Annotated in this window: 22 protein-coding genes; 13 read left to right on the top strand and 9 right to left on the bottom strand. The window is 49.7% G+C overall.

Features of this window, described 5'->3' with window-relative positions; all coding sequences use genetic code 11:
* The 3 genes from TJ79_RS17550 to TJ79_RS17540 all read right to left on the bottom strand — a co-directional run.
* Positions 1–738 (bottom strand): M3 family oligoendopeptidase (locus TJ79_RS17550; protein ID WP_040951653.1); only part of this gene is annotated, 738 nt, incomplete at its 3' end.
* A 265-nt stretch (positions 739–1,003) separates the two neighbouring features.
* Positions 1,004–2,077: an undecaprenyldiphospho-muramoylpentapeptide beta-N-acetylglucosaminyltransferase gene (locus TJ79_RS17545; RefSeq protein ID WP_040951647.1), complete on the bottom strand. Its 1,074-nt coding sequence runs from the start codon at positions 2,075–2,077 to the stop codon at positions 1,004–1,006.
* A gap of 16 nt (positions 2,078–2,093) precedes the next feature.
* Complete coding sequence (locus tag TJ79_RS17540) at positions 2,094–2,279, bottom strand: hypothetical protein (protein ID WP_040951646.1); 186 nt, start codon at positions 2,277–2,279, stop codon at positions 2,094–2,096.
* Positions 2,280–2,476: 197 nt separating this feature from the next.
* Here TJ79_RS17540 and TJ79_RS17535 point away from each other — a divergent pair, with 197 nt between their 5' ends.
* Complete coding sequence (locus TJ79_RS17535; protein WP_040951652.1) at positions 2,477–3,139, top strand: ThuA domain-containing protein; 663 nt, start codon at positions 2,477–2,479, stop codon at positions 3,137–3,139.
* Positions 3,140–3,160: 21 nt separating this feature from the next.
* Here the strand turns inward: TJ79_RS17535 and TJ79_RS17530 are convergent, their stop codons facing one another.
* Both TJ79_RS17530 and TJ79_RS17525 read right to left on the bottom strand, forming a co-directional pair.
* Positions 3,161–3,442 carry a hypothetical protein gene (locus tag TJ79_RS17530; protein ID WP_040951645.1) on the bottom strand — a complete coding sequence of 94 codons (282 nt, stop codon included), beginning with the start codon at positions 3,440–3,442 and terminating at the stop codon, positions 3,161–3,163.
* Positions 3,443–3,644: 202 nt separating this feature from the next.
* The gene (locus tag TJ79_RS17525; RefSeq protein WP_040951644.1) at positions 3,645–3,893 is read right to left on the bottom strand and encodes a hypothetical protein; all 249 of its coding nucleotides are present in this window, start codon (positions 3,891–3,893) and stop codon (positions 3,645–3,647) included.
* A gap of 196 nt (positions 3,894–4,089) precedes the next feature.
* Here TJ79_RS17525 and TJ79_RS17520 point away from each other — a divergent pair, with 196 nt between their 5' ends.
* The 4 genes from TJ79_RS17520 (at position 4,090) to TJ79_RS17505 (ending at position 8,329) form a co-directional block, all read left to right on the top strand.
* Positions 4,090–6,246, top strand: coding sequence for a hypothetical protein (locus TJ79_RS17520; RefSeq protein WP_040951643.1), 2,157 nt, complete (start codon positions 4,090–4,092; stop codon positions 6,244–6,246).
* A 112-nt stretch (positions 6,247–6,358) separates the two neighbouring features.
* Entirely contained in the window at positions 6,359–6,556 is a 198-nt protein-coding gene (locus TJ79_RS17515) for a cold shock domain-containing protein (RefSeq protein ID WP_040951642.1), read from the top strand.
* A 162-nt stretch (positions 6,557–6,718) separates the two neighbouring features.
* Complete coding sequence (locus TJ79_RS17510) at positions 6,719–7,765, top strand: IS1595 family transposase (protein ID WP_052339707.1); 1,047 nt, start codon at positions 6,719–6,721, stop codon at positions 7,763–7,765.
* A 48-nt stretch (positions 7,766–7,813) separates the two neighbouring features.
* The gene (locus tag TJ79_RS17505; protein WP_040951641.1) at positions 7,814–8,329 is read left to right on the top strand and encodes a GNAT family N-acetyltransferase; all 516 of its coding nucleotides are present in this window, start codon (positions 7,814–7,816) and stop codon (positions 8,327–8,329) included.
* A gap of 709 nt (positions 8,330–9,038) precedes the next feature.
* Here the strand turns inward: TJ79_RS17505 and TJ79_RS17500 are convergent.
* Positions 9,039–10,253 (bottom strand): MFS transporter, encoded by a 1,215-nt coding sequence (locus TJ79_RS17500; RefSeq protein WP_238323052.1) that lies wholly within the window; start codon positions 10,251–10,253, stop codon positions 9,039–9,041.
* 261 nt (positions 10,254–10,514) lie between these two features.
* Between TJ79_RS17500 and TJ79_RS17495 the strand changes: the two genes are divergently transcribed.
* Together TJ79_RS17495 and pfkA are read left to right on the top strand one after the other, a co-directional pair.
* Entirely contained in the window at positions 10,515–11,603 is a 1,089-nt protein-coding gene (locus TJ79_RS17495) for a tetraprenyl-beta-curcumene synthase family protein (RefSeq protein ID WP_040951640.1), read from the top strand.
* 49 nt (positions 11,604–11,652) lie between these two features.
* The gene (gene pfkA / locus TJ79_RS17490; RefSeq protein ID WP_040951639.1) at positions 11,653–12,618 is read left to right on the top strand and encodes a 6-phosphofructokinase; all 966 of its coding nucleotides are present in this window, start codon (positions 11,653–11,655) and stop codon (positions 12,616–12,618) included.
* Between the two features lie 64 nt (positions 12,619–12,682).
* Here pfkA and TJ79_RS17485 read toward each other — a convergent pair whose 3' ends face one another.
* Positions 12,683–13,525 (bottom strand): D-2-hydroxyacid dehydrogenase, encoded by an 843-nt coding sequence (locus tag TJ79_RS17485; RefSeq protein ID WP_238323051.1) that lies wholly within the window; start codon positions 13,523–13,525, stop codon positions 12,683–12,685.
* Between the two features lie 147 nt (positions 13,526–13,672).
* Positions 13,673–14,851, bottom strand: a complete 1,179-nt coding sequence (locus tag TJ79_RS17480; RefSeq protein ID WP_040951638.1) for a putative glycoside hydrolase — start codon at positions 14,849–14,851, stop codon at positions 13,673–13,675.
* A gap of 223 nt (positions 14,852–15,074) precedes the next feature.
* Between TJ79_RS17480 and TJ79_RS17475 the strand changes: the two genes are divergently transcribed.
* The 3 genes from TJ79_RS17475 to TJ79_RS17465 all read left to right on the top strand — a co-directional run bounded on the left by TJ79_RS17475 (position 15,075) and on the right by TJ79_RS17465 (position 19,018).
* Positions 15,075–16,226 (top strand): MFS transporter, encoded by a 1,152-nt coding sequence (locus tag TJ79_RS17475; protein WP_040951637.1) that lies wholly within the window; start codon positions 15,075–15,077, stop codon positions 16,224–16,226.
* A 330-nt stretch (positions 16,227–16,556) separates the two neighbouring features.
* Positions 16,557–17,852: a GntP family permease gene (locus tag TJ79_RS17470; protein ID WP_040951636.1), complete on the top strand. Its 1,296-nt coding sequence runs from the start codon at positions 16,557–16,559 to the stop codon at positions 17,850–17,852.
* Positions 17,853–17,875: 23 nt separating this feature from the next.
* Positions 17,876–19,018, top strand: a complete 1,143-nt coding sequence (locus TJ79_RS17465; RefSeq protein WP_040951635.1) for a glycerate kinase — start codon at positions 17,876–17,878, stop codon at positions 19,016–19,018.
* Between the two features lie 47 nt (positions 19,019–19,065).
* Here TJ79_RS17465 and TJ79_RS17460 read toward each other — a convergent pair whose 3' ends face one another.
* Positions 19,066–20,094, bottom strand: a complete 1,029-nt coding sequence (locus TJ79_RS17460) for a CdaR family transcriptional regulator (RefSeq protein ID WP_081756971.1) — start codon at positions 20,092–20,094, stop codon at positions 19,066–19,068.
* 294 nt (positions 20,095–20,388) lie between these two features.
* Between TJ79_RS17460 and TJ79_RS17455 the strand changes: the two genes are divergently transcribed.
* The 3 genes from TJ79_RS17455 to TJ79_RS17445 all read left to right on the top strand — a co-directional run bounded on the left by TJ79_RS17455 (position 20,389) and on the right by TJ79_RS17445 (position 25,551).
* Entirely contained in the window at positions 20,389–22,773 is a 2,385-nt protein-coding gene (locus TJ79_RS17455; protein ID WP_238323050.1) for an AraC family transcriptional regulator, read from the top strand.
* Between the two features lie 142 nt (positions 22,774–22,915).
* Positions 22,916–24,556 (top strand): type 2 periplasmic-binding domain-containing protein, encoded by a 1,641-nt coding sequence (locus TJ79_RS17450; RefSeq protein ID WP_040951633.1) that lies wholly within the window; start codon positions 22,916–22,918, stop codon positions 24,554–24,556.
* A gap of 137 nt (positions 24,557–24,693) precedes the next feature.
* Entirely contained in the window at positions 24,694–25,551 is an 858-nt protein-coding gene (locus TJ79_RS17445) for an ABC transporter permease (RefSeq protein ID WP_081756973.1), read from the top strand.
* Positions 25,552–25,560: the final 9 nt, after the last annotated feature.

Here is a 25,560-nt window from a genome sequence, read left to right as displayed (position 1 = left end):
GGTATTGGCGTAGAAGATGTTTTTGTTGATGTTGGCGGCAAGGGTAGCGCCGATGGTGTTCTTCAGCTTGCCGTAGGTTTCGTACATCGCTTTAAAGGCGCCTTCCCGCACCTTGGCGTCCTTGCTTTCGAGAAACTGGATGTACCGGCCGTGAGTGAGCTCGACTTCTTCACCTTGCTCATTTTTGACCTTGGGAAACTTCATATCGGCGTTGTTGAGCATGCTGAAAATCGTTCCCGGCGCTTGGCTGATATTACCTACTTGCGCCAGCAGGGCTTCTTCGGTTTTGCTCAGGATGTGTGGTTTTTGCCGGATCATTTCTTCCAAGGTGTGCTTGTAGGGAGCAAGCTCGGGAGCCTGTGCCAGTTCCTTCAATTGATCTTCAGGCAGTTCCAACACTTCCGGCGTGATGAAGGAGGTCGCTTCATTGGCGGCGACGCTCAATTTTTTCGCTTTGTCGGTTAAGGCTTGGGGAGCGGATTCCGCGGTGTCACCGTAGTGTAGCAGATGAGCGTATACGTAAAGCCGTTCCGTATGTAGGGAAATTTCATCTTCCAGGGAGAAGCAATCCTTGATGGCAGCGGCATCTTTCAGCCTGCCTTGAAACGCCTTTGCTTTCTCCATGGATTGTTTTACTGCCTCGAACTCTTTATCCCAGGCTTTCTGGTCAGGAAATAGATCGGTAAGCTGCCACTGCTGCTCCTCTGGAACCTCGGATCGTTTCTGCACTTCGTTCATAGGGATCCTCCTCACGTCTTTTTGAAATGGAATTGCCGCGGGCTTATTGACATTGGCCTGCACCGTTCGGATTGATGGGGCGGCGCCTAAAGAAGCTCCGGCTAGGCAGATCGTCAGGACGATGTTCAGCGGTTTAATCATTGAGTGGGATGCTCCTGCTTTTTTCCGCTTAGCATCTCCTAGCTTCCAAATATTATGATAGCAGAAAGCGACAGGATCGCAAAATGATCCCGCCGCTTGATCAGTCGTTCATCTTCTTCAATTATCAGGCTTTTGCCGCTTGGTGAATCAGTTCGGCTATAGTCTCTACAGCCTGTTGACCGCTGAATGTTTCCATGGCCGCCTTGTAGCGGTACCGGTTATCCCAAACCTTGTTTAGGTTGCTGCGGAAGCTCTCTTCGGTCAGTTCTTCTTCCTGCAAGGTTTCGGCGAAGCCTTGCTCCGTAAAGGATTTCGCATTCAAAATTTGGTCGCCCCGGCTCACCTGCTGACTGAGAGGGATAAGCAGCATCGGCAGCTTCAGATGGAGAAACTCGAACAAGGAAGTGGAGCCGGCGCGGGAGATGACCATATCGGCCATGGCCAAGAGGTCTGGCAGGTCAGAGGAAGCATACTCTAACTGTTTGTAACCGGGTATGCCTTCAGCCGACTTGTCGAGATGACCTTTTCCGCAGAGATGTAAAATTTGAAACTTGTTCAGCAGTTCCTTGAGTTGGCCGCGTACGGCATCGTTGATTGTTTTTGAACCGAGGCTGCCGCCCATTACGAGCAGCACCGGCTTCGTTGACGAAAAGCCGCAAGCTTTGCGGCCTTTCTCCGCGCTGCCCGTGTCCAGCTCCTTCCGGATAGGAAGACCGGTCAGCACCGACTTGCCCGCAGGCAGGCTTTTCATCGTTTCCGGAAAGGTCGCGCAAATTTTATCGGCAAAACGGGAGCTGATCCGGTTGGCCAATCCCGGCGTCATGTCGGACTCATGGATGATGACGGGAATCCGGGCAAGTCGAGCGGCAAGTACCACAGGAACAGCGACGAAACCGCCTTTGGAAAAGATCGCCTTAGGCTTCAGCTTACGCAGCACCCGGTAAGCGTCACCGACGCCCTTCAATACCTTGAATGGATCCTTGAAATTTTTCAAATCAAAATAACGGCGCAGTTTGCCGGAGGAGATCGGGTGGAAGGGGATGCCCTGCTCGGTGACGATTCCTTTTTCGATTCCATCTGCAGAGCCGATGTAATGAATGTTCCAGCCCTCTTCCGAGAGACGGGAGATGAGAGCGAGATTCGGCGTCACATGGCCAGCAGAGCCGCCTCCGGTAAATACTAGGGTTTTATTTGGCATAAGGATCGCCTCCTGATTATGATGTGCTGGCGGTCAGCAGGGAGATCACGATTAAGACGAATGAAAAAATAACCATCACCATGGCCATCATAGCGAGATAACGGCGGATTTTTCCGGGAATGCGGTCTTTGGAGAGGATCAGCACTGCGGCAAAGCAAAAAGCGACGATAATAAACGTTGCGGAAGTTTGGCTTGTAGACATGTTTTCACCTCATGGACTGGATATTTTTCGTTATCCATTCCGTAATGATACCAGATTCGCCCACTCGTTGACAGTAGGAAACGGGCTTGCTATCATGAAACCTGATACCGGTAACACTTGTGTACAAGATGATGAAAGCCTTTTCAAATTTGCATGAAAAGGTGAACACAGAAATGGGGAAGAAGGAGGAAGACGAAATGAAACAAGTGCTTGCCGTCGTCGGCGATTACTACCATAACGGAGAACTCGCCAAGGATGCTTTGAATTGGGCGCTGGAGCCATTGATTGAAGAAGGGGAAGCAAGCGTTGCTTATATCGGATATGAGGAACTGCCTGCACGGCTTTTGGAACGGCCGGATGCCGTCGTCATGTTCAAAGAAAACCGTCTGAATCCCCAGGAGTCGGAGCCACTCTATTGGATGACCGAAGAAACCGCCGCGTCCATTGCCTCTTATGTGGAAAAAGGGGGAGGCTGGCTCGTCTGGCACTCCGGCCTTGCCTCCTATCATTTTGGCGAGGATCAAACCTACGTCAACATGCTTCGGGGCCATTTCATCAGTCACCCTGAGCTTAATCAAAGCGTCCGTTATATAGGGAATACTCCAGACACAGACGGGTCTTCCGAACCCATTGATTTCTCCATTCAGGACGAGCATTACTTTGTGGAGTGCGATACGGAAAATACCGATGTCTTCTTGCGCTCGGAATCCGTTGATGGTGAATCGGTGGCTGGTTGGCGGCATGAATTCGGCGCAGGCCGAGTTATCTGCCTGACGCCGGCTCACAAGCGGGAAGGGTTGCTTCACCCTGATGTGATCGGACTTTTGCGTTCGTCAGTTGTTTGGAGCTTCGGCAGCTGAGCCTGTTCGTATCAGGCTTTCTCAAATACGGAATGGACTACTGGCAATGAATCGCCAAATCTGTTTGAGAAACGACCAGATATGGCCGTAAGCTTTCAGAGCCATCGGGGAGCCGAAGAGAAATGCGCCTAAGGCAAAGGCAGAACCCGTTGACAGGGCACTTAGGGCAAAACGTTTGAAGCGCGCTTTTCGTTTTATACGTCTGTGCGCTTTGTTGATGCTATGCCGGTTTTCAGCATTGATGGGGTAAGAGATGCCCATCTCCTTCAATATCTCATCCACATCTAGGTTGGAATCGATCATAAATTCTCTCCTTACTTTTTTGGGTTCACTCTACTAGAAAGCTTCAGAAGGAGATTCGTTACAAAAAAACAGCCGTCCAGGAATGATTTTCCTGAATGGCTGTTTTTTCTCTATAAGGAAACATAAGCTTCACCTAATCTTAGCCTTATGCCGCTACGGCAAACGTCGCACGTCCTGCATGGGCGGCGAGCGAAAGATAAGGCTACACTTGGCGGAAGTTCTCCATCATCGTTTCGTACTCTTCATCCGTACCGTCGAACCGGTCCCGGGTAAAGCGCTCCTGCGCCCAGTGCATAAGAGCCGGTCGGCTCAGGAACGTCTGGGAATCCTCACCCCATTGATCCGAGATTTCCCGGACGATAAGGGATTTTCCGTTCACTTCGACGGTGAGCATATTCCAGTTGTCTTTTTTATAAATCATATGTTTCTTGATTCCTTGATTGTTTTTCATTGTCTTTTCCTCGCTTATAAGAGTTGTCCAATTATTTATAACCTTAGCATGAACAGCTGCAAATATCAAAAGAGGGGAGGCTCTGAGCAGGAAATAGTTGGCTTCCGGAAAGGTAACGAGAAGGACTGGAGATGACGATAAAGAAGATAAGGAGGTTAATTGCTTAACTGAAAACACCCGAAAAGGAGAGAACCTAATGTACCGGAACAAGATCTTGACGAAATGGCTTCTCACAATCGTGCTGTTGGCGGCTGCTGTTTTTCCGGCAGGGGTTTATGCGGCAACGGGGGATGTTACAGCCATTGAATTCGAAAATGGCGCTGCGGTTCATCTCTATGTCGCAGAATCGAGCCAACAGTTAAAGGTTCTAGCGAAAGTGGAAGGCTATACCGACAAGAAAGAGGTTACGGCTGACACCACTTGGATTTCTTCCGATCCGAAAATTGTTAAAGTGGAGAAGGGATTGTTAACCCCCCTTAAAGACGGGGATGTTACGATCACGGCCAAATATAAAGGATTTACTATTAGCCTGAATGCGAAATCCGAATACTTGTTTAAATCGTTGAAGTTGGATCAGCCCGAGAGCGTAGAATATGCTTTGGGAAGTGAAGACATTACCGTACGTGCGTATGTCGTTGACGAGAAGAATCAGCCCAGCGACATCAGCACAAATGCCGAATGGTCATCCTCCAGCACCAACGTAGCTACCGTTACCGCTGGTAAATTGTCGTTGGCAGGGAAAGGGAGCGCCGTCATCACGGCAAAATACAAGGGATTATCGGCCTCCTATAAAGTGAATGTCGTCTCCCCATATTCCAAACTCTCGATCATCCCAGGCGGCACATTGCCCACTGGTGATGTGGAAATACTAATCGGGGATCAGCCTGAGAATCTGAAAGCTATCGCCAAATTAGTTAGCGATGCGAAAGAGGAAGATGTGTCAGACAAAGCCGATTGGCGCTCATCCGACCCCAAAGTAGCTACTGTGAAGGAGGGCAAAATTACGCCGCTGGCTGCCGGGAAGACAACGTTAAGCGTGGAGTATCTCGGTGTGTCTACGCAAATTACGGTATATGTCCGCGCGCCCTATCAGGCACTGCTGGTTACGCCGTCCAATGGCCTTACCTTTTTTCTGAATGAAGGTTCCGTGCAGGTTCAGGCGGCTGTTCGCAACGACAGCAGCTCCAAGGAAGATGTAACAGATCAGGCGGAGTGGACCTCGTCCAATTCTTTGGCCGTCACAGTGCAAAATGGGAAGATTACCCCAAAAGCGGTTGGTGCTGCAATCATTAAAATCTCTTATCGCGGATTAAGCAAGGAATTGAAAGCCATCGTTTATCCGACGATTACGGCAATCGAAAGCGATAAATCGAGCTTGCATCTTTTCAAAGGGGAAACGGCCAGTGTACCGAAAATAAATGCGACGATGCTGGATGAGGAGAAAGCAGATTTTTCCGGAGCGGTGGAATGGACCTCCAGCAATGAAGCGATCGCTACAGTGGATAATGGCATAATTACGGCCAAAACGGCGGGTGAAGTCTTCCTGACTGCGGCGATCCGCGGCTTCAAGACGGTCATTCACGTAACGATTGAAGAGAAGGTGCTGGTGCTGCTTCCTTCAACGGAGTCCTACAGCATCGTCATTGGGAAGACGATGGAGCTTCCTAAAGTGACGGCGGTGCGGGGGAACGGAGCGGAGGAGGACGCAACCGACCAGATTGAATGGACATTAAGCGGTGTAAATGCTGTGATTGTGGACGGCAAAATCAAAGGTTTGGTAAAAGGCAGCACGACACTGAAAGGCGTTTACTTAAACCAAAGCGTGAAAATCCCTGTTACCGTGGAACAGGAAATCACGAAGCTGGTGGTTGACCCGCAAATCATCGAATTGAACATCGGCAAGACGAAGTCGATAAAAGTGACTGGGTATTATGTCAACGACGGATCGGTCCTTCTGTCCAGCAAGGTCAAATGGGAATCTTCCAACCCCAATGCAGTTGTGGTGAACGGAGCTGTGGCGAAAGCAGTGGCGGAAGGCACGTCTGTACTAAGTGGTTCTTACCAGGGGAAACCCGTGAGCGTGGTCGTGAAGGTCGTTCCGAAGCTGCTGAAGCTGATGGTAAGCGATAAGCAGGTGAAGCTGTCTACCGGACAGGCGCAAACCTTGAACTTAACTGCCGAGTATGATTCCGGTAAAGTGGCGACGGTAACGGGCAGCGCTGTTTGGTCCACCTCGAAATCATCCGTGGTGAAAGTGTCGGCAGGCCGCATCGAAGCAGTTGGGAAAGGATCGGCTACCGTAACTGCTAAATTTGGCGGTAAAACCGTATCGATTTCGGTATCTGTAAAATAAAATAATCACATTCACCATTTCATATTAGTCATTTCTCTTGAAACGGCTAATCGGCGGTGCTATAATGTCCTTATTCGCCAAAAATGGCGTATAATCTAGGAGGTAGTTCAGTTTGAAAGGTACTGTTAAATGGTTCAACGCAGAAAAAGGCTATGGTTTTATTCAAGTTGAAGGCGGCGAAGACGTATTCGTTCATTTCTCCGCAATTCAAGGCGACGGTTTCAAAACGCTTGACGAAGGACAAGAGGTTGAATTCGAAATTACTCAAGGCAACCGTGGTCCTCAAGCAGCTAACGTTACCAAATTCTAATAGCTGCTCGTTATAGATTAAACACGCATACTTTTAAGGCAGTGCCAACTGGCGCTGCCTTTTTTATCGTATGGCTATGTTAAACTTTGTTGTTGATATTTGATATATACGAACTAATGTTCTAAAATAAGGGTAATATCACTATTCGGAGATGATTTACCCATGGATTTGAAGGAACTAAAGAGGCTTGCTGATACATTGGACGATAACGGTAAGCGAGAGCTTATTTACTTTTTGCAATCCCGAACCAAAGGTGTGGCGGTTCCCGTTCGAGCAATTGATGAAATTCAAGAGCAGAAGCATAAAGATGGATTTGTTTGCCCACATTGCAAAAACCATTCTGTTGTGCGATTTGGGAAGTACCCTGTAAAAACCCGCACTGGAGAGGTTAAACGTCAACGTTACCGTTGTAAGTCCTGTCGCCAAACGTTCAATGACCTTACAAATACCCCTCTGCAACGAACGAGGAGACCTCATATTAGGGTTCGTTTCATTGAATGTATGATTGAGGGGTATTCTCTGAGAAAATGTGCAGAGCAGTTAAACGGTGAAGTCACGCACGTCACCTTGTTTTACTGGCGACATAAGATTCTTGCCGCTCTGAAGCAGATTCCAACGGAAGCGTTCCAGGGAATCGTTGAAATGGACGAAACGTATTTTTTATACTCCGAAAAGGGCAAACGGAATATTGTTGAACGTAAGCCACGTAAACGTGGCGGAAAAGCCAAATATCGTGGTATTAGTAATGACCAAGTATGTGTACTCGTTGCCCGTGACCGCCAGAAAATGACCTACTCTGGCGTCCTTGGTCGTGGACGTATTCGGACTACAAAATTGGATGAAGCGATTGGCATTCATATATCTGAGTCAAACGTGCTATGCACTGATTCGTGGAGAGCATTTAGTTCCTATGCGAACTCAAAGGGCTTGGCTCATTACAGATTCAAATCCGATGGAAAACAACGGGTAAAAGGCGTGTACCATATCCAGAACGTAAACAGTTACCACAGTCGCTTGAAGAAATGGATGGACCGCTTTAATGGTGTTGCCACCAAATATTTGCAACATTATTTGGCATGGTTTCTTTTTATAGATAGCAAGGAATATGAGAATACCTCATCGAATAAGAAGAATATGTTGGTGAAATCGTGCCTGTTTACTGTAACCGAAACGAATACCAAACTTCGGCTTTCTGCTTATTCTTGCTAAGCTAACGGGGCAGGATAAGGAATTTTACAATAGAAAGGTCGGAGATTTTTGATAGAAACAAAACGTCTTATAATTAGAGAAATGGTGCAGTCCGATTATGATGCATTGTGCGGAATATTGTGTGATGAGGAAGTAATGCGTGCTGCTTATGAAAGTGCATTCAACTTAGAAGAAGCACAAAATTGGCTTAACAGACATCTTAAAAGATATGAAGAATATGGTTTTGGACTTTGGGCTGTTGTATTAAAAGAAACAAACGAAATGATTGGTCAATGTGGCTTGACAATGCAAGGCTGGAGAGAAAAAGAAATTTTGGAAATAGGATTTTTGTTTCAAAAAGCGTATTGGCATAAAGGTTACGCAACAGAAGCGGCAATTGCTTGCAAGGAATACGCTTTTTCATTTCTTAATGCAAATAGGGTTTATTCTATTATTAGGGACACAAATATAGCCGCTCAAAAAGTTGCTGTTCGAAACGGTATGAATATTATTGATAAAGATACTAAGAATTTCAGGAATATAGACATGGAATTTTTTCTGTATTCTGTAGAGCGAACAAAATGAGCAGGTGAAATTGAGCTAACGGGAGACGATAGCTTAATAAACCGCCTTTCAAGCAAGGCGGTTTTCTTTTGGTTAAATATCAACATTAGAATTTAACATAGCCTATCGTATAAGAAACCTCCAGTTTGACCGGGGGTTCAGGAAAACTTATAGCTATGACTAGAAAATCCTTTGAGCTCGATGAAAAAGTGAGTGCCGGTCTGCCACTCGCGCAAGTTGAACCATTGAAAAATGTGCAGGAGCGCGGAGAGCGAGTGGTTGAATACCTGTAAATCTACAGTTATTTCTCTTCCCGTGAGAGGAGTTTTTGAATTACCTGCAAACCTGCAGTTATTTCGAGCTCAAACTCTTCATTCTTATCCACAAGACAAAAATAACTGTATAATTGCAGTAATTTTCTGCATATGGGTTAAATTCGTTGAAAATACCTGCATCTTCGCAGGTATTCGCCACAACACTGTCCCAAACCCCATGAGGATCGCGCATGTGTTCGAGAGTAGGACAAACTTATTGACCTTTTACGGGGGAGTCAGCCAGAAGGGCAGGTAACGTGGCCCCTTTAGTGGGCTAGCCTGTGGAAGTCGTTCGGTTGGCAGATCTTCCGTGTGCCTTTGTGGCGCTGGCTTGTACCATGCCCCTTATAGGGCTGATGGAAGCCACCGGCTAAGCTGGTCGTTATGACTTCGAGTCGTACCTGATAAAAGATGATTCACCTTCGGGTGCGTAAGCTGGACAGGGTAAATCCGCATGCTGCAATGGCGGCGCAGGCGGCGGCCAGGCTATAGAGGGCATGAGGCCCGTGATTGTCAAAAACAGCTCCGCCGATCGAGCCGCTTAATAGGCCTGCCAACCCGCTCCAGGTCATGGTAAACACCGCTTGTCCCGTGGCGCGGAAGCGGTCGGGAATCAAATCCTGCAGATAACGCATGGCAGTGACGAGGAAGATGCCGTAGGATACGCTGTGCATCGTTTGAATAGCTAGGACGGCGTAAGGCGAGATCGGCAGAGCGAGCAGAAGGAAGCGCAGGGCGAAAGCGACGCTGGCAAATGCGAGGAGCGGAAGCTCTTTGAATTTGTGGCCGTAGCGAGCGAGCAGCAAGAACATCGGGATTTCACTGACCGCAGAAATCATCCAGGAGAAGCCGATGATGGTTTGACTCGCTCCGAGCTCCACCATATAGAGGGAGAGGAAGCTGTCATTGATTTTCGCTGCCACCGCCAAAAACAGCACAAGTGCCAAGAAGACCAGAAACGGCCGGGATAGAAACACGCCGCGGATGCCGGATAGATCCATCTTCTTGCTGCTTCCCCTGGCATCCCGAGTACATAAGGCGATGAGTAAAGTGATCGAGATTGTAACCACGCACAGCAAGGCTGTCCGGGACATGTCCTCCTTTGAAAGGAAAAAGCCGAAGACGACGGAGGAGAGGGCGAATCCCAGAGAGCCGAAGACACGGAAGGATGCGTAGCTTTTTCCGCTGTTGCGAGTAGCCAGCAGGATTTGGCTATCGTTGAGTGAGGTAATTGGCGTCTGGAAAAAATAGAAAGCTGCCATGAGCGGAAAGACGATGGCGAACCGGTTGAATTGAAACATAAGCATGGCGGCAGCTAATTCTCCCAGTAAAACGACAACCAGTACCTTCTTGATCGTCTGGTAGCGGTCACTGGCGATGCCCCAGATCAGATTAGAAAGAATGCCCATAGACGGTCCGATGGAGAAGATGAGTCCGATTTCGGTTTTGGAGAACCCGAGACTGGCGAAATAGACGGGAAAGACCGTGAGCAGTATGGAGGATGTGCTATAGTTGGAAAAAGAAAAAAGCTTCAGCAGCACGTTTTGCCTACCGGCTGTGCGCTGAAGGGACAGTTGTTGATGGGTGCGGCTCATGATGAACTGGCGACCTTTCGTATTGACGTAAGGCAATAGTATATCATATTATCAGTTTGATAAAAGTCATCATATGAAAAAGATTACAGGCAGTAAGGTCGTGAAATGGTAACGTATATCAGATGATGGATTCGGCAGAACGTATGACACGGCTTGTTTCCCCGTTTTTTGCATGACTGCCCGTTTTCCTTTATGATAAAAGAGTTCCCTCGGAATGTCGTCATGCTTAGCGGCTTTTTCGCCAGTTATGCGACGGTTCATTTTGCGGGAATCAGAATGTAAGCGGAGGTTCTCTTCTTGAACCGGACAAACACGAATCTCGATTATCCAAGGAATTCGTTCAGCTTGATGCGGCGGGTATACCGGCATACACTGCCAGGAGTGCGCACGGCTTTGAACGAATGGCGAAATCTGGCGGAACGCATCCCCGATGCCGAGCTTCGCTCCCAAGCTATAGCCAGTATCGATACGAAAAAATTTCATTGTCAGGGCGGATCCGTCTACGCCTGCGCTAATCCGGCGCAAAAGGACGTCCTCCTGGCTCTCATCGTAGCTTTTCAGACGATAAGCGATTATCTGGACAATCTTTGCGACCGGAGCACATCACTCGATCCAGAGGATTTCCGCAGATTGCATCAAGCCATGCTGGATGCGGTTACTCCGTCAGCGGAGCTTGCGGATTATTATGCTTTTCGCGATGAAAAAGAAGACGGCGGCTATTTGACGGCTTTGGTGGAAACCTGCCGTTCTTGCATCAGCCGATTGCCCTCTTATCCTCTCGTGGAGGAAAAGATTCACTACCTTGTCTCCTTGTATTGCGACCTCCAGGTCTATAAGCATATCCGCAAGGATTTGCGGGAGGAAGCGCTCATGACTTGGTGGGATCACCATAAAACAAATTACCCCGAGATATACTGGAATGAATTTGCGGCTGCAACCGGCTCTACACTCGGCATGTTCATGCTGTTTCTGGCAGCATCGGACCCGGCTTTGAAACCGGAAGAGGGAGAGACGATCCTGGACGCTTATTTTCCATATGTGACCGGACTGCATATTCTTCTCGATTACTTAATCGACCAGGAAGAAGATCGGATCGGCGGGGATTTGAACTTTTGCTTTTATTATCAAAATCGGACTGAAACGGTTGAACGTATCGCCGCAATCGTTATGGAAGCGCGCAAGGCGGTCACTCGGCTGCCGGCTCCCCAGTTTCACCGCATGATCATCGAAGGCTTGCTTGCACTTTATCTTTCCGACCCCAAGGTTCGAGAGCAACCAGAGGTTCGCCGCATATCCGCAAAGCTTATGCACAAGAGTCCGTTGACGCGGCTGTTTTTTCTGGCGAACAGTATCTGGATTCGCATTGATTTTCGAAACAAGCACTAGGAGACGGCAAAGCCGTCGTTCACTTGTGAAGATCTAGGAGGCACATAACATGACTATTCAATCGATCGCTGTTTTAACAAGTGGAGGAGACTCCCAAGGAATGAATGCCGCCGTTCGCGCAGTTGTCCGCAGCGGTTTGTACCACGGATTAAAGGTATACGGCGTACAAAAAGGCTACTACGGCCTGATTCACGAAGAAATCCAAGAGATGGACTTGCGCAGCGTCGGAGATATTCTCCAACGTGGCGGCACCATTCTCGGAACGGCCCGCTGCAAGGAAATGATGACGCCGGAAGGTCAACAATTGGCTGCCGATAACCTGAGAAAACGCGGCATCGACGCACTGGTTGTCATCGGCGGCGATGGTTCCTACCAAGGAGCGAACAAGCTGAGCAAGTTGGGCATCCGCACCATGGGTCTTCCGGGCACCATCGATAACGACATCTCTTTCACGGATTACACCATCGGCTTTGATACCGCGGTTACCGTAGCTGTTGATGCCATCAACAAGCTGCGGGATACGATGTCTTCCCACGAACGGGCTTCCGTGGTGGAAGTCATGGGCCGCCACTGCGGCGATATCGCACTGCTCGCCGGCCTTGCCAGCGGCGCAGAATCGATTCTCGTTCCGGAGGTTCCCTTCGATCTGAAGGAAGTCGCCGATCGGATGAGAGACAGCTTCAAATCAGGGAAACGGCATAGCATTATCATTCTCGCCGAAGGTGTCGGCCACGGCGAAGACATTGCCCAGCAAATCACCGAATACAACGGCCAGGATATTCGCGTCACGGTGCTTGGCCACGTGCAGCGGGGCGGGGCTCCTACTCCTTCCGACCGCGTTCTTGCCAGCCGTTTAGGGGATTTCGCCGTGCGCAAGCTTCTTGAAGGCGAATCCGGCAAAGCCTGTGGCATCATCAACGGTCAACTGGTTACTACCGATATCGACTTGGTGGTTAACACCAAGAAGCCGTTCAAGATGGATCTTTATGAACTGGCTCTTCGTCTTTCCCAATAATTTCATCAGCAAAAAGCCCTTCGTTCCGGTTCTTCCGGACGAAGGGCTTTTTTATGTTTAGACTTTAATACCCGACAGATGGATCGACGACCTTATCCAGCGTACGGCCATCCAGGTAGCGGCGCAGGTTGCTGAATAAGATGCTGCCGGCCAGCTCCACATAACGGGGCGTATTGCCGGATATGTGGGGGGTGATGGTCACTTGATCCATCGTCCACAGGGGAGAGCTTTCGGGCAGCGGTTCTACGGCGAATACATCAAGTGCAGCTCCGGCAAGAGACCCTTCTTGTAGTGCCACGATCATATCCTCTTCTGCCACAACGCTGCCTCGGGCGAGGTTGATGAAGTAGCTCCCAGGTTTCATTCTTCGGAAGTGGGAGAGCCTTAGGTAATGCTCTGTTTCCGGTGTGCCGGGGATGAGAGCGACGACGAAGTCGCTTTCGGCTAATAGCCGGTTCAAGCCATCTTCGCCGGGATAAATCTCGTCAAAATGAGCCGGTTTTCCTCCATTTCGGTTATGGCCCAGCACGCGCATATCAAAAGCTTGGGCTTTGCGGGCAAGCTCTTGGCCGATTTGTCCGGTCCCGATGATTCCCAGCGTCTTGCCCCATAGCTCGCCAGTAGAGATAGAGCTATCCCATTTGCATGCCCGTTGCCGGTCGAGGAAGAGCGGCACATTGCGCACATAGTCCAGCATCAGGCTGATGGCGTGCTCGCTCATAATCGCCGCATGAATGCCGGAAACATTGGTGAGGACAATGCCGCGTTCGGCAATGGATGATAGGGGCAAACGGTCGACCCCGGCGGAAAAGCACTGAATCCATTTGACGGAGGTCGCGGCATCCAACATTTCCTGAGATAGCCGCCCGGTGCTGATGAGAACATCCGCATCCCGCAATTCATCCAAGGAAAAAGATTTTGGCCGCAACCAGCGGAATTCGGTCTAATCATGCAAATCTTGAGGCCATGCGTCAATCAACGGTTGAAGATCCATATGGGTGACAGCAGTGATGATGACGGGATTCATGAGGGCCTCCTTGTGCGAGTGCAATCTTTACGGCGTATAATCGACACCGGCTGTATATCTATTCTTGGAGTTCCAGAGAAGAAATTCTTCAACGCCGTTATCCTTCAAGGCGCGAATTTGGTCATCAACCTGTTTGGCGCTATAGGTAATATGACCGGGCACCCAGGTGGCGGTAAAGTCCTGGATCCAAGGCCGGACAACAGGCTTCAATTCCTTCAGAGGAGCCAACTTCTTCTCCGTGTCTTTGCTGGCGCCGTCGATGGTCTTATAAGGAGCGGCATCGGGAACCTTGGAGCCGAACCAATCAGTGCCGTAATGGCTGGGATAGATCATGGGGCTGATGACGTCTACATTCTCGGATATTTTCTGAAAATCCTGGCCGATCCCTTCAGCAGCAGGTACAGAAGCGGCATAGCCAAAAATATCGACAGAAACCCTAACCCCAAGGGGATTCAATTGCTCTCTAGCGTATTTGACGAATTCGGAGACGGCGTCGATCCGGGTTCGATCGTCTTTGGTATACTTCAAAACGTCCGCCCGGGTTTCAAATCCTTCGGCAAACCGGACGTAATCGAATTGAATCTCCTTGAAGCCGGCTTTGGCAGCTTCTTTGGCGACTTCAATGTTGTAATCCCAAACATTCTTGTTGTAAGGGTTAACGAAGCTGTCCTTCTTGCTGTTTTTCCACAACGCCCCGTCCGGATTGACAAAGGAGAGGGCCGGCTCTTTCGCCGCCAATATGGAATCTTTGAAAACGACGATTCTGGCGATCGGATAAATATCGTGCTCTTGCAGCGTGCTCATGACCTTATGAATATCCGGGATGAAATTTTTCTCCGCTCCCGTTGCCTCCAGGTCCGGATTGCCGGTTTTATAGGTGATCCAGCCGAGATCGTCCTTGACGTCGATGACCATGGCGTTAAGCTCGGTATCGTCGAGCAGTTTGACGAGATCGGTAAAACGTGCTCCGCCGGCGCTATAAGCCGTGGAATAAATGCCTTTGATTTTTGGGGCATCTTTTTGCGGATCGACTTTGTTCACGGGCCGCAAAGGATCGGTGCCATCAGCCGGCGGCGTTTGACTGTCCACTGCGATGGCGGGTGGTGGGGTGAGTGCGGCAGCGGCAACTTGCTCCATCGTCAAGTCGGGATTCGCCCCCGACAAGTTTCCCCATACCATTAACAGTGCCGCCAATAAATTGTCCATATCTCTCTCTCCCTAGCGATGTCATGCTTAGCTTAGTGGTTCGTTGATTTGTAAGCATCTTTAAGGATGCATTACCATCTTACCCAATTTTACGGGAAGGGACAAAGGGTTTTTTACCTAAATAATATGGAAAAACCTGTTGCTATTAACGGAGGATTCGCTAGAATGGAAGGAATGAACCGGAAAATTTCGCAATATAAGAACAGGAGCAATATTGAATAACATGAACAGGCAAATCACCATAATCCGCGGACTTAACTTTATGTATTACGCATTCCACTCCGTCCTGACTCCGCTGCTCCCTTTATATTTAGCTAAAAAGGGATACAGCAGCGCCGAGATCGGCTTTTTCCTCATGGCCGGTCCCTTTGCCGCCATGTTTGTGCAGCCGGTATGGGGCTACCTGAGCGACCGCTTCCGTTCGCTGAAAGCCATCATCTACTTGCTGTACGGCCTAACCTTTCTGTCGAGTATCGGACTTTTTCTTGCCAATGGCTACATTCCGATCTTTCTGTTTACCGCGCTGCTTTTCTTCTTCTATGGGCCGGCGAGTCCGCTGCTTGACAGCCTGTCGGTTAAAACCGCCGCGGAAAGCGGCTCGCCTTACGGAACCATCCGTTTATTCGGTTCCCTCGGTTTTTTCGCCTTTGCCATTATTTCCGCCTCGCTCCTGCCGCTCGTCGGCGGTGTGGACAATTTCCGCTATATTTATTGGGGCATGTGGGTGATTCCCTTTGTGCTCCTGCTCTTTTTGCGGGATAAGGCGGGGGAAGGTCCAGCCCTTACCATGGCCTCCATGAAATCATTGGCCGCAAACCGGGAGTTTCTCTGGTTTCTCTTTATGATCTTCATCATTTCGACGCCTCATCGCATGCATGACGCGTTGTTCGGCTACTATCATCAAACGATGGGAGCATCCCCTGGCATGGTTAGCTTCGGCTGGGCGTTAGTCGGGATATGCGAAGTCCCAGTCTTTATTTGGCTGAACCGCTATTTGAACCGGTTTCATGAACTGGCGATGCTTGGGGTAATCTCGCTTCTGTATGTGCTGCGGTGGAGCTTGTACATCGTCGTCAAGGATCCGACAGCGCTTATGTATTTGCAGCTGACACACGCTTTTACTTACGCGCCTTTCCTACTGGTGGCGATTCAATATGTGGTTCGGCTCGTACCGGAGCATTTGCGCTCCACAGGCATGTCGCTTTACGCCTCGGTATTCACGGGCTTAGCCGGTCTCGCCGGCGGCGTCATCGGCGGTTGGTTCGAGGAACGCTGGGCTGGCCCCGGCATGTACGGCTTCGCTGCCGCCATGTCGCTCCTGGCTGCCATCCTTTTCCTCGGCACCCGCTTTTACACCCGCTCCCGCGAAGCCTAGGAATTTTATCGCCATTATATTCGATAAACCCCCATGGGATGGATCATTTCGTATTATGAAGAGCTCATTCTGTTCAAGTAGACATTTCTATTTGAAGAGATCGAGCTCTTTTTTGGCATAGTTTATTTCAACCCGGTAAAAATACAAGGAGATGAGCTGGACCGTACCCGGAGGCTTAAGGAAAAGTCCATTGCGACGATTACCCTTTAAAGGTCCGATTGCTTTTCATTGTGCAAATGCATAATAAATTTAGTCTTTCTATCAATATCAAATTTTAAGCACGGAAGATATACTGAAAGCGTATTCAAAAACACCATGGAGGGAACACAAATGGAAGGGTTAACGATCAGTTGGATTGGTGCACTGGCGGGGCTGGCGATTGCGATCATTCTGATTTTAAGAAAGTTGAATCCTGTTTATTCTTTGTTTGCAGGTGCAATTGTAGGCGCTTTAATCGGCGGCGCTAACCTGGAACAAACGGTTAGCATGCTGGTAACGGGGACTCAGAGTGTTATGGGTACGGTCATCCGGGTGCTCGCCGCAGGGGTATTGGCAGGTGTGATGATGGAATCAGGGGCGGCAGAGACTATTGCCCAAACCATCGTTAAGAAGTTTGGCGGGAGCAGAGCGATATTGGCATTAGCTTTGGCGACGATGATCATAACAGCGGTTGGCGTATTTATTCCCGTTGCCGTCTTGATCGTTGCTCCGATTGCCTTGTCTGTAGGGAACAAGATGGGTATTTCAAAGATTGCACTCCTGCTGGCGCTATCGGGCGGGGGAAAAGCTGGGAACATTATTTCTCCTAACCCGAATACGATTGCGGCCGCACGGGGCTTTGGCCTGGATCTAAGCCATGTGATGCTTGCCGGGTTTATTCCGGCGATATGCGGTCTGATCGTCACGGTGATCGTAGCGTCGCTGCTTAAGAAGAAAGGGGCCATGGTTCCAGACGAGGAAGCCGTAGAGCATGAGTTCGACGCTTCAAAATATCCGTCCCTTGGCAGAGCGCTTGTTGCGCCGCTCATTGCCGTCATTTTGCTCATGATCACGCCAATTGGTTCGATTCTGGGTATCGATGCACTTGCGAATTTTAAGATCGATGCTTTGTATGTTCTACCGATTGCAGGTGTTATCGGCATGCTCGCGATGGGGAAAGGAAACAAAATTTTGGAGTATACGGCAGCAGGTTTGAATAGAATGACAGCTACCGTACTGATTTTGATTGGCGCAGGGGGCATTGCGGGTTTAATCTCGACATCTAACCTGTCCACGCAGGTGGTAAACTTGATTGAAGCATCTGGGATTTCGGGCACCTTCCTCGCACCGATTGCAGGTATTTTGATGGCAGCGGCAACCGCTTCCACATCAACAGGCGTTATTTTGGCCACGGGTTCTTTTGGACAGGCTATCCTGAATATGGGCACGGGTTCGCTTGCAGCAGCGGTTATGGTTCACACAGGGGCTACTGTCATCGATTCCTTGCCTCAAGGCAACTACTTCCACGTAACTGGCGGCGCTATGAAGATGAGCATCAAACAGCGGATGGGACTTATCCCTTACGAGGCCATTGTTGGTGGAACGATGACGATCGTAGCGACGTTGATCTACGGATTCCTTTTATAAGATCATTATGATGAGGTGAGATCATGGCACAGAAAACATTTGTTCTGGCACCAGATTCCTTTAAAGAAAGCATGACGGCAAAAGAAGTATGCGAAGCGATGGAAAAAGGGCTGCGTAAAGTCTTTCCCGATGCAAATTATATCCACGTACCCATGGCAGACGGCGGGGAAGGCACAGTACAATCCCTTGTTGATGCCTCGGGTGGTCATCTCTATACAAAAGAGGTAACAGGGCCCCTTGGTCAAAAGGTGACGGCGAAGTACGGCATCCTTGGAGATGGGGAAACCGCAGCGATCGAGATGGCCTCGGCCAGCGGGATCCAGCATGTGACGAAGGAAACCAAAAATCCTTTAATCACGACGACCTACGGCACGGGAGAATTGATTCTCGAATGTCTGGAAAAAGGAATCAAACGGATTATTATCGGCATCGGCGGCAGTTCAACCAATGATGGCGGTACGGGAATGGCGGAGGCGCTGGGTGTAAAATTCTTAGACGCGGAGGGTCAGATGCTTCCTCGCGGTGGAGGCAGTTTGGACAAGCTGGTCACCATCGATGTTTCGAAACTTGATCCAAGGCTCCAGCAAGTGGATATGGTCGTTGCCTGCGATGTGACCAATCCCTTATGCGGAGAGAATGGTGCATCTCATGTGTTCGGTCCGCAAAAAGGGGCCACACCGGAAATGGTGCAGCAACTGGATGCTGCCTTGGCTCACTATGCCGGGGTGGTGAAGGAACAGCTGCAAAAAGACGTGATAAATGTTCCGGGCGCAGGCGCTGCCGGAGGTTTGGGTGCCGGATTGCTGATCTTTACGAAAGCGGTCTTGAAAAAGGGTGTCGAGATTGTCATCGATTACACGGAAATCAAGCGAAAGATGGCTGACGCGGATCTGGTAATCACAGGAGAAGGTGGCATTGACTTTCAAACCAAGTTCGGAAAAGCCCCTTACGGGGTGGCCAGAGCGGCAAAAGAGTCGGGCAAAAAGGTAATTGCCATAGCCGGCTATATTGGAGAAGGCATTGATACCCTCTATACGGAAGGAATAGACGCGGTATTCGGTATCGTACCGGGGGCGGCCGAGATCGAAAAGCTGCTTGCGGAAGGACCTCGTAACGTGGAACGCACCTGCGAGAACATCGCCCGTGTCCTCAAATTTTACGAATAAAAGAATGGCAAGCGGCCATCCGAGTGTTTCCTCGGTGGCCGCTTTTCCTATTTATACAAAGACAACAAGCCGTACGTGAGTTCAAATAATTCCAACAGATTCCTCGGATCTCTCCCCGTTAGGGTATGTATCCGTTTCAGCCGGTACTGGAGCGTATTGCGGTGAATATTGAGTTCAGCCGCGGTTAGAGAGACACTGCAGTCATTGTTAATGAAGCTCCTTATCGTTTCCATCATATCCACGGTGTCCACTAATTTGCTGACCGCAGTAGGTTGAGAGGTTAGAGGGGCATGACTTAAATGAATAAGGAACTCCACGCTTGCATAATCGATTACCCGTGCAGCTGGCTTCAGTGCAAGCAATACATTCATGGCAGACTTCGCCTGCCGGTAGCTCTCCGCGATGTTGGGTTCGAGATTACCGGTAGCGACCAATACGTCCGGTTGTTTCTCGACTAGCCGTTCGATGAGCACCTCCGGTGTGCTCTCATTTTGCATCATGATCAGATGAGTATCTTCAGCCAATACAAAAAAGGGGTGGGCTTGAAAAAGCTTTATCGGATCATCGTCAAGCTTCAGGTTTTTAATGTACAACACCACGGTTTTTAACAGCAAATTGATCTTATAGACCGCGGATTCTTTGATTAATTTCTGGGAATAAGCACCTTGATGGTTTAACAGGGTCTCCAGAAATGCTTTCTTGTGGTTTTCTGCCTGTGACTGATTTTCAAAGGAAATTTGTTGTTCAATAAGGAGAGAAACCGTCGTACGAACAAGATTGCAAAAAGGACGAACCTCATCCGGATTGCCCGTAATCCCAATGACGCCGATACGCTTATGATCAATGACAATAGGCTCATTGGTGCCCTTCTTCTCAAAACGTCCATCTGTCCAAACTTCTACCATTCTCCCTGTGCATAAGGCCTTTACCGCACCTTGATGAACGGTGCCTACCCTTTCTTTTTTTCCGCTGCCTATGATGACCCCATGTTCATTCATAATATTGATGTTGTAGGGAATATCCATCATCATTTTATCAACAATTTCCTGGGCTTGCTTCTTGGTGAGCTGAACCAACAGGGAGACCGTCTCCTTTGTGAAAAGGTTTACCTATATTGTGCATTTGCTCAATGATATCATACCCCCGCTCACCGATTGGAGAATATGAACGAGTTGGTCAACTTGATACACCGCAAGTTCGGAACCAAGAGGCCCATGTAAATGCGCATGGGCTTAATCGGTTATTCGTTGACCTGCAGTTTTCCGGAAATGAACGGGTTTCTTACAAGCGGTTTATCCATCCAATAAACCGATTGGACCTATCCTTTTGTAATCATGCTATACTACCCGAATGGTAATGGACCTGCGGTTATGATGAAACGCGAAACCTGGATAAAAGGGGAGAAACAGATGGAAGAGAAGATCGGCATAAGTCGAAAACGGTTTAGGTTTAATGGCGCCTGGTCTGCGCTGTTCTGGTCATATATCTTGATACTACTTCTTCTGCTCGTCTTTGGGACTGTGCTTTACTGGAGCGCCAAGAAAGTCGTTGTGGATTCCGTGGAGCGCTCGAACTCCGCCATGCTCGGACAACTAAGGGAGTTTGCAGACGGACAACTGCAAATGATCGAACAATTGGAGCAGCAGATCGCCAATCATCCGAAGCTGTTGCAGCTTATGAGAATCAGGGTTCCGTTGTCGGGTGTGGAGGAATACGAAATGGTTGCTTTGGCCGACGATTTGAACCGGTATAAGCAATTGACGCCATTCATTTCGGATTATTACATCTATTTGCCTAATGCCGATACCATGCTGGGGCCTGGGGTGAAGACCACCCCCGATATATTGTTCGGTAGTGCCATCCGTTTCGAAGGAAAGAATGCGGAGGATTGGGTGAAGGAATTTCAAAGCGGCTATCACTATCGTTCCTTTCTGCCTTCTTTGCAGTCAACGAATAGCCTAGGGGAGCAGAAGGACGTCCTTACGTACATGCAAACCTTGCCTTTGGGAAGCCGTTCCAACGGATCGGCCACGCTGTTCATGATCATCAATGAAGACGAGCTGCGGAAAATGTTCAGGGGCATTGCCACGGCGGGGAAAGGCGAGATTTACATCCTAAACAGCGACGATCAAATTATCAGCGCGACGACGGATGCGCCGTCTCCACCGGCTTTCAAGTACACGGACTTGCCGGGCAATCAGGGCAAGATGGAAATCAAGGATGCGGGAAAAGGGATGGTCGTCTCCTATGTAACGTCGAGCGTATTCGGGTGGAAGTACGTGCTGGAAGTCCCCCGGGCGGTATTCTTGAAGGAAGTTAACGAGGTGCGGAGCTGGTCTTTGTTGATCTTCATCTTGGCTGCGCTTTCAGGAGCTGCCGTTTCGGTTTATCTGTCTTATCGGAATATCCGCCCCATCCGTAATCTGGTATCGATCGTGAATGGCGGAGGCACGGGAGACTCAACCCATCAGGGGCCGGCGGAGTACGAACTCATCCGCACGTCGATTCAATCCGCGCGCCTGAAGGAATCGGAGCTTAGAAGCCGTTTGTCTCAGCAAGCGCCGATTATCCGGATCCATTTTCTGAACCGGCTGATAAAGGGTTACGCCGACCTCCATGAACTGCAGCCGGAATCCTTAGCGTTCATGGAGATTCGGTTTATCTCGGATTTATTCTCTGTCATTACGGTCGACGTGGAGGATATGAGCGCGTTTTCCGCCGAAAACGACCCTAAGGAATGGCTGTTCATCAACTTCGTCATTTCTAACATTGCAGCCGATCTGGCCAATGAGCGGCATATTGCCTATACGACTGAATTGGATCAAGGAAGAATCGCGGTTCTTGTCAATTTCCGCGAAGAAGATGCGGAGACATGCCGAGCGGAGGCGATCACCATTGCAGAGCAGTTGGAGCAGGTGCTGTGCCAGCGTTTCCATTTAAAAGTGGCGGTCGGTACCAGCTTCGTAGCCCTGGGAATACAGGAGATTGGCGAGGCGTTCCGGGAAGCTCTGAAGAGCATGGATGAGAACGTCAAGCGGCAAACCGGAGCTAGCGCCGTGGATGCCTTGTTCGATCAGGAACTGAGCTATTACTATCCACTGGATATTGAACAACAATTAACGAATTACGTGAAGTCGGGAGAAGCTGAGAAGACCGAGCAGCTGCTGAATGCCTTATATACGGATCATTTTAACGGAGACGGGAGCGGCCAGCTTGTAGGTTCGCATTTTCTGCTGCATTTGTCCGCCACCCTGCTTCGTATCGTGCAGAATACGCCCAAGGCGGATTCAGTGATGACCAAACGGTTGCTCCAAAGCCAAACGGACATAGCCCAGGACCCTCATGGCGCTTTCGAGATGCTGAAAACGGAATTTTTGGCGGTATGCCGGCTTTGGAAGGAAGGCCGATCCGATCAGGGCAGCCGGACGGTGGAAACCGTTAGGCGCATCGTGCGCGAAAGGTACAATCAAAACATGTTGAGCGTCAATCTCATCGCGGATGAATTGGGGATCACCCAGCCGTATTTGTCCTCGTTTTTCAAAAAAGCGACCGGCCGGACGATTGTGGAGCTTATTGCAGAGACCCGCCTGCACGAGGCAAAACGGTTTCTGGCGGAGACGGATTATACCGTTGCCCAAATTGCCCAGGAGGTCGGCTATTCCAACGATATCGGCTTTATCCGGTTTTTCAAGAAGCACGAGGGGATCACGCCGGGACAATACCGGGAAAACATACAAACGGAATGTAAACCTTAAGGGCGGTTGGTATCGGATCTTTCATTTGGTTTGGCCATGCAACAACTGGGCAATGTTCATCTCATTTGCCACGCAGGTATGATGGGGCAGGGTCGAGAGTGGACACAAACCATATATGAAACCAGATGAGGTGATTTTGTTCATGAAAAAGGGAAAGAAACGCTTTATCGCGACGCTTGCGGTCGTGACGGCATTAACCGCTTCTTTAACCGCTTGTAACGGGGGCGGCAGCACAAGCAACAAAGGGGAATCTACGGCTGCGCCTTCGGGCACGGACGCAACCAAAGCGCCGGCGGACGGAAAGATCGTATCAAGCCCGCTTACCTTAACCTACTTCGGGGGAGGAGTCACGGCACCGGGCGTCAATACGCCCAACGATGTAGCCGCCTATCAAGAGACAGAGAAGAAGACGGGGATTCATATCGATTTCCAGGTTCCTACGATCGGGCAGGAGAAAAATCAGTTCAACCTGTTGGTGAGCTCGGGTTCATATCCGGATGTCATTGACTGGTATTGGACGGATTACACGGGCGGCGGCGACGGCGCTATTAAAAACGGCGTGATCATTCCGCTCAACGACTATCTGGAAAAATACGCGCCGAATTTCTCCAAACTGCTGGCGGCAAATCCGGAGATCAAGAAGGCCATCTCCACGGACGATGGCAAGATCTATTCCTTTCCGTTCCTTCGGATCGATCCCTATCTGCGGACCTATCAAGGTCTTGCCATCCGTAAGGATTGGCTGGATAAGCTCGGACTTCAGACACCGACCACCATTGATGAATGGCACACCGCTTTGAAAGCGATTAAAGACGGCGACCCCAACGGAAACGGTAAGGCGGATGAAATTCCGCTGCTGATCAACAAAAGCACGCTGCTTGATTTCAGCAACGTTTTCTTAAACGCCTGGGGGATCACCGGCCAATTTAATTTACAGGACGGAAAAGTTGTATATGGCGCCATCGACCCGAAATACAAAGAGTTCCTGAAGACTATGCAAGATTGGTATGCGGAAGGATTGATTGACCACGATTACGCGGCAACCGACAGCAAGCAGAAGGATGCCAAATGGACCGGCGAGTTGATCGGCGCATCCGAACTGGCCGTAGGCGGCGGGATTGGGAAATATCTGACAGCCATGTCTGGAAAGAATCCTAAGTTCGACATCGTCGGTGCCCCTTTCCCCACTTTGAATAAAGGCGACAAGCCGGTTCTGGGGCAAGTGACGCCGGTCGGAGGCAACTACGGTGCGGCGATCTCCACAGGCAACAAGCATGTCAAGGAAACGGTCCAATGGTTGGATTTCAAATACGGGGAAGAGGGCAGCATGTTGTTCAATTTCGGCGTCGAGGGCAAGAGCTATGACCTGAAAGACGGTTATCCGACGTATACCAACGAAATCATGAAAAATCCCGAAGGCCTTTCCTTCTCGAACTCAGTCTCCAAATACGCGATTCCCTTCGGCGGCCCGTTTGTTCAAGATAAACGCTATCAGGAGCAGAATGCCTCAATGCCCCAACAGAAAGCGGCGCTCAATACCTGGATGAATGCTGACAATGCAGGTTGGCTTCCTCCGATCACCCTTACGACCGATGAGTCGTCGCGGTTTGCGGCTATCATGACGGACGTAAAGACCTACCGTGACGAAATGTTCGACAAGTTCATCATGGGCGTAGAGCCGATAGACAATTTTGATAAGTACGTGAAGACGATTAAAGGAATGGGCATTGACGAAGCCATTCAAATCCAACAGGCGGCTTACGATCGCTACATGAAACGGTAAAAATGCTGCGGCGGGTCCTAAGGCGATCCAGGAGATGATCCCATGCCCGGGGACCCGCCGCTATTTTTATCAAGGTTAGAGGAGGTCTAGTGTTGAAGCTGCTGCGTGACTGGTCCCGACACAAATACATTTATCTCATGCTGCTGCCGGTCGTGATCTACTATCTTGTGTTTCTGTTTTTTCCCATGTACGGATTGCAGATTGCATTCAAGGATTTTTCGCCTGCAAAAGGAATCATGGGCAGCGACTGGGTTGGGTTCAAGCATTTCGTATCGTTTTACCACAGCTATTACTTCGTGCGGTTGATCCGCAATACGTTGATGCTCAGCCTGTACACCTTGATTTTCGGGTTCCCGGCTCCGATCATCCTGGCGCTCTTACTCAATGAAATCCGCAATCGCGTATTCAAAAATGTCGTCCAATCCATCACTTACCTGCCGCACTTTATCTCCGTCGTCGTGGTGTCCGGCATGCTGGTCGACTTCCTGTCAAGCGACGGTCTAATCAATCAATTGACCGGACTATTCGGCATCCACTCCATCACGTTCCTGATCGAACCGGGGTGGTTCCGAACCGTTTACGTGTCTTCGGACATCTGGCAAGGAATCGGCTGGGGCTCGATCATCTACCTGGCGGCGATTACCGGCATCGATCCAAGCTTGTACGAAGCGGCTAGAACCGACGGCGCGGGACGGTTTAAGCAAATGCTCCATATCACGATCCCGGGAATCATGCCGACGGTCATCATCATGTTGATTTTGCGGTTCGGGTCGCTGATGGCCGGAGGAAGCCTGGAAAAGATTCTCCTGCTCTATAATTCAACGACTTACGAAACATCGGACGTGATTTCGACCTTCGTGTACCGCCGGGGGCTGCTTCAGAACGATTACGGGTTTTCTGCCGCGATCGGCCTGTTCAACAATATCATCAACTTCATTTTGCTCGTCTCGGCCAATAAAATCAGCCGAAAGGTCAATGACACCAGTCTATGGTAGTGCATTCCG

It is taken from the genome of Gorillibacterium massiliense (assembly GCF_000455485.1).
Classification (GTDB): domain Bacteria; phylum Bacillota; class Bacilli; order Paenibacillales; family NBRC-103111; genus Gorillibacterium; species Gorillibacterium massiliense.
This window is presented reverse-complemented; position numbering and strand designations above follow the sequence as displayed.

Excerpts from the sequence above, each read along its gene's own strand:
- TJ79_RS17540 (WP_040951646.1), bottom strand. The coding sequence starts at position 2,279 with ATGTCTACAAGCCAAACTTCCGCAACGTTTATTATCGTCGCTTTTTGC.
- TJ79_RS17475 (WP_040951637.1), top strand. The coding sequence starts at position 15,075 with ATGAACAGGCAAATCACCATAATCCGCGGACTTAACTTTATGTATTAC.
- TJ79_RS17510 (WP_052339707.1), top strand. The coding sequence starts at position 6,719 with ATGGATTTGAAGGAACTAAAGAGGCTTGCTGATACATTGGACGATAAC.
- TJ79_RS17465 (WP_040951635.1), top strand. The coding sequence starts at position 17,876 with ATGGCACAGAAAACATTTGTTCTGGCACCAGATTCCTTTAAAGAAAGC.
- TJ79_RS17445 (WP_081756973.1), top strand. The coding sequence starts at position 24,694 with ATGCTGCTGCCGGTCGTGATCTACTATCTTGTGTTTCTGTTTTTTCCC.
- TJ79_RS17520 (WP_040951643.1), top strand. The coding sequence starts at position 4,090 with ATGTACCGGAACAAGATCTTGACGAAATGGCTTCTCACAATCGTGCTG.
- pfkA (WP_040951639.1), top strand. The coding sequence starts at position 11,653 with ATGACTATTCAATCGATCGCTGTTTTAACAAGTGGAGGAGACTCCCAA.
- TJ79_RS17450 (WP_040951633.1), top strand. The coding sequence starts at position 22,916 with ATGAAAAAGGGAAAGAAACGCTTTATCGCGACGCTTGCGGTCGTGACG.
- TJ79_RS17470 (WP_040951636.1), top strand. The coding sequence starts at position 16,557 with ATGGAAGGGTTAACGATCAGTTGGATTGGTGCACTGGCGGGGCTGGCG.
- TJ79_RS17545 (WP_040951647.1), bottom strand. The coding sequence starts at position 2,077 with ATGCCAAATAAAACCCTAGTATTTACCGGAGGCGGCTCTGCTGGCCAT.
- TJ79_RS17480 (WP_040951638.1), bottom strand. The coding sequence starts at position 14,851 with ATGGACAATTTATTGGCGGCACTGTTAATGGTATGGGGAAACTTGTCG.
- TJ79_RS17535 (WP_040951652.1), top strand. The coding sequence starts at position 2,477 with ATGAAACAAGTGCTTGCCGTCGTCGGCGATTACTACCATAACGGAGAA.
- TJ79_RS17525 (WP_040951644.1), bottom strand. The coding sequence starts at position 3,893 with ATGAAAAACAATCAAGGAATCAAGAAACATATGATTTATAAAAAAGAC.
- TJ79_RS17530 (WP_040951645.1), bottom strand. The coding sequence starts at position 3,442 with ATGATCGATTCCAACCTAGATGTGGATGAGATATTGAAGGAGATGGGC.
- TJ79_RS17455 (WP_238323050.1), top strand. The coding sequence starts at position 20,389 with ATGATGAAACGCGAAACCTGGATAAAAGGGGAGAAACAGATGGAAGAG.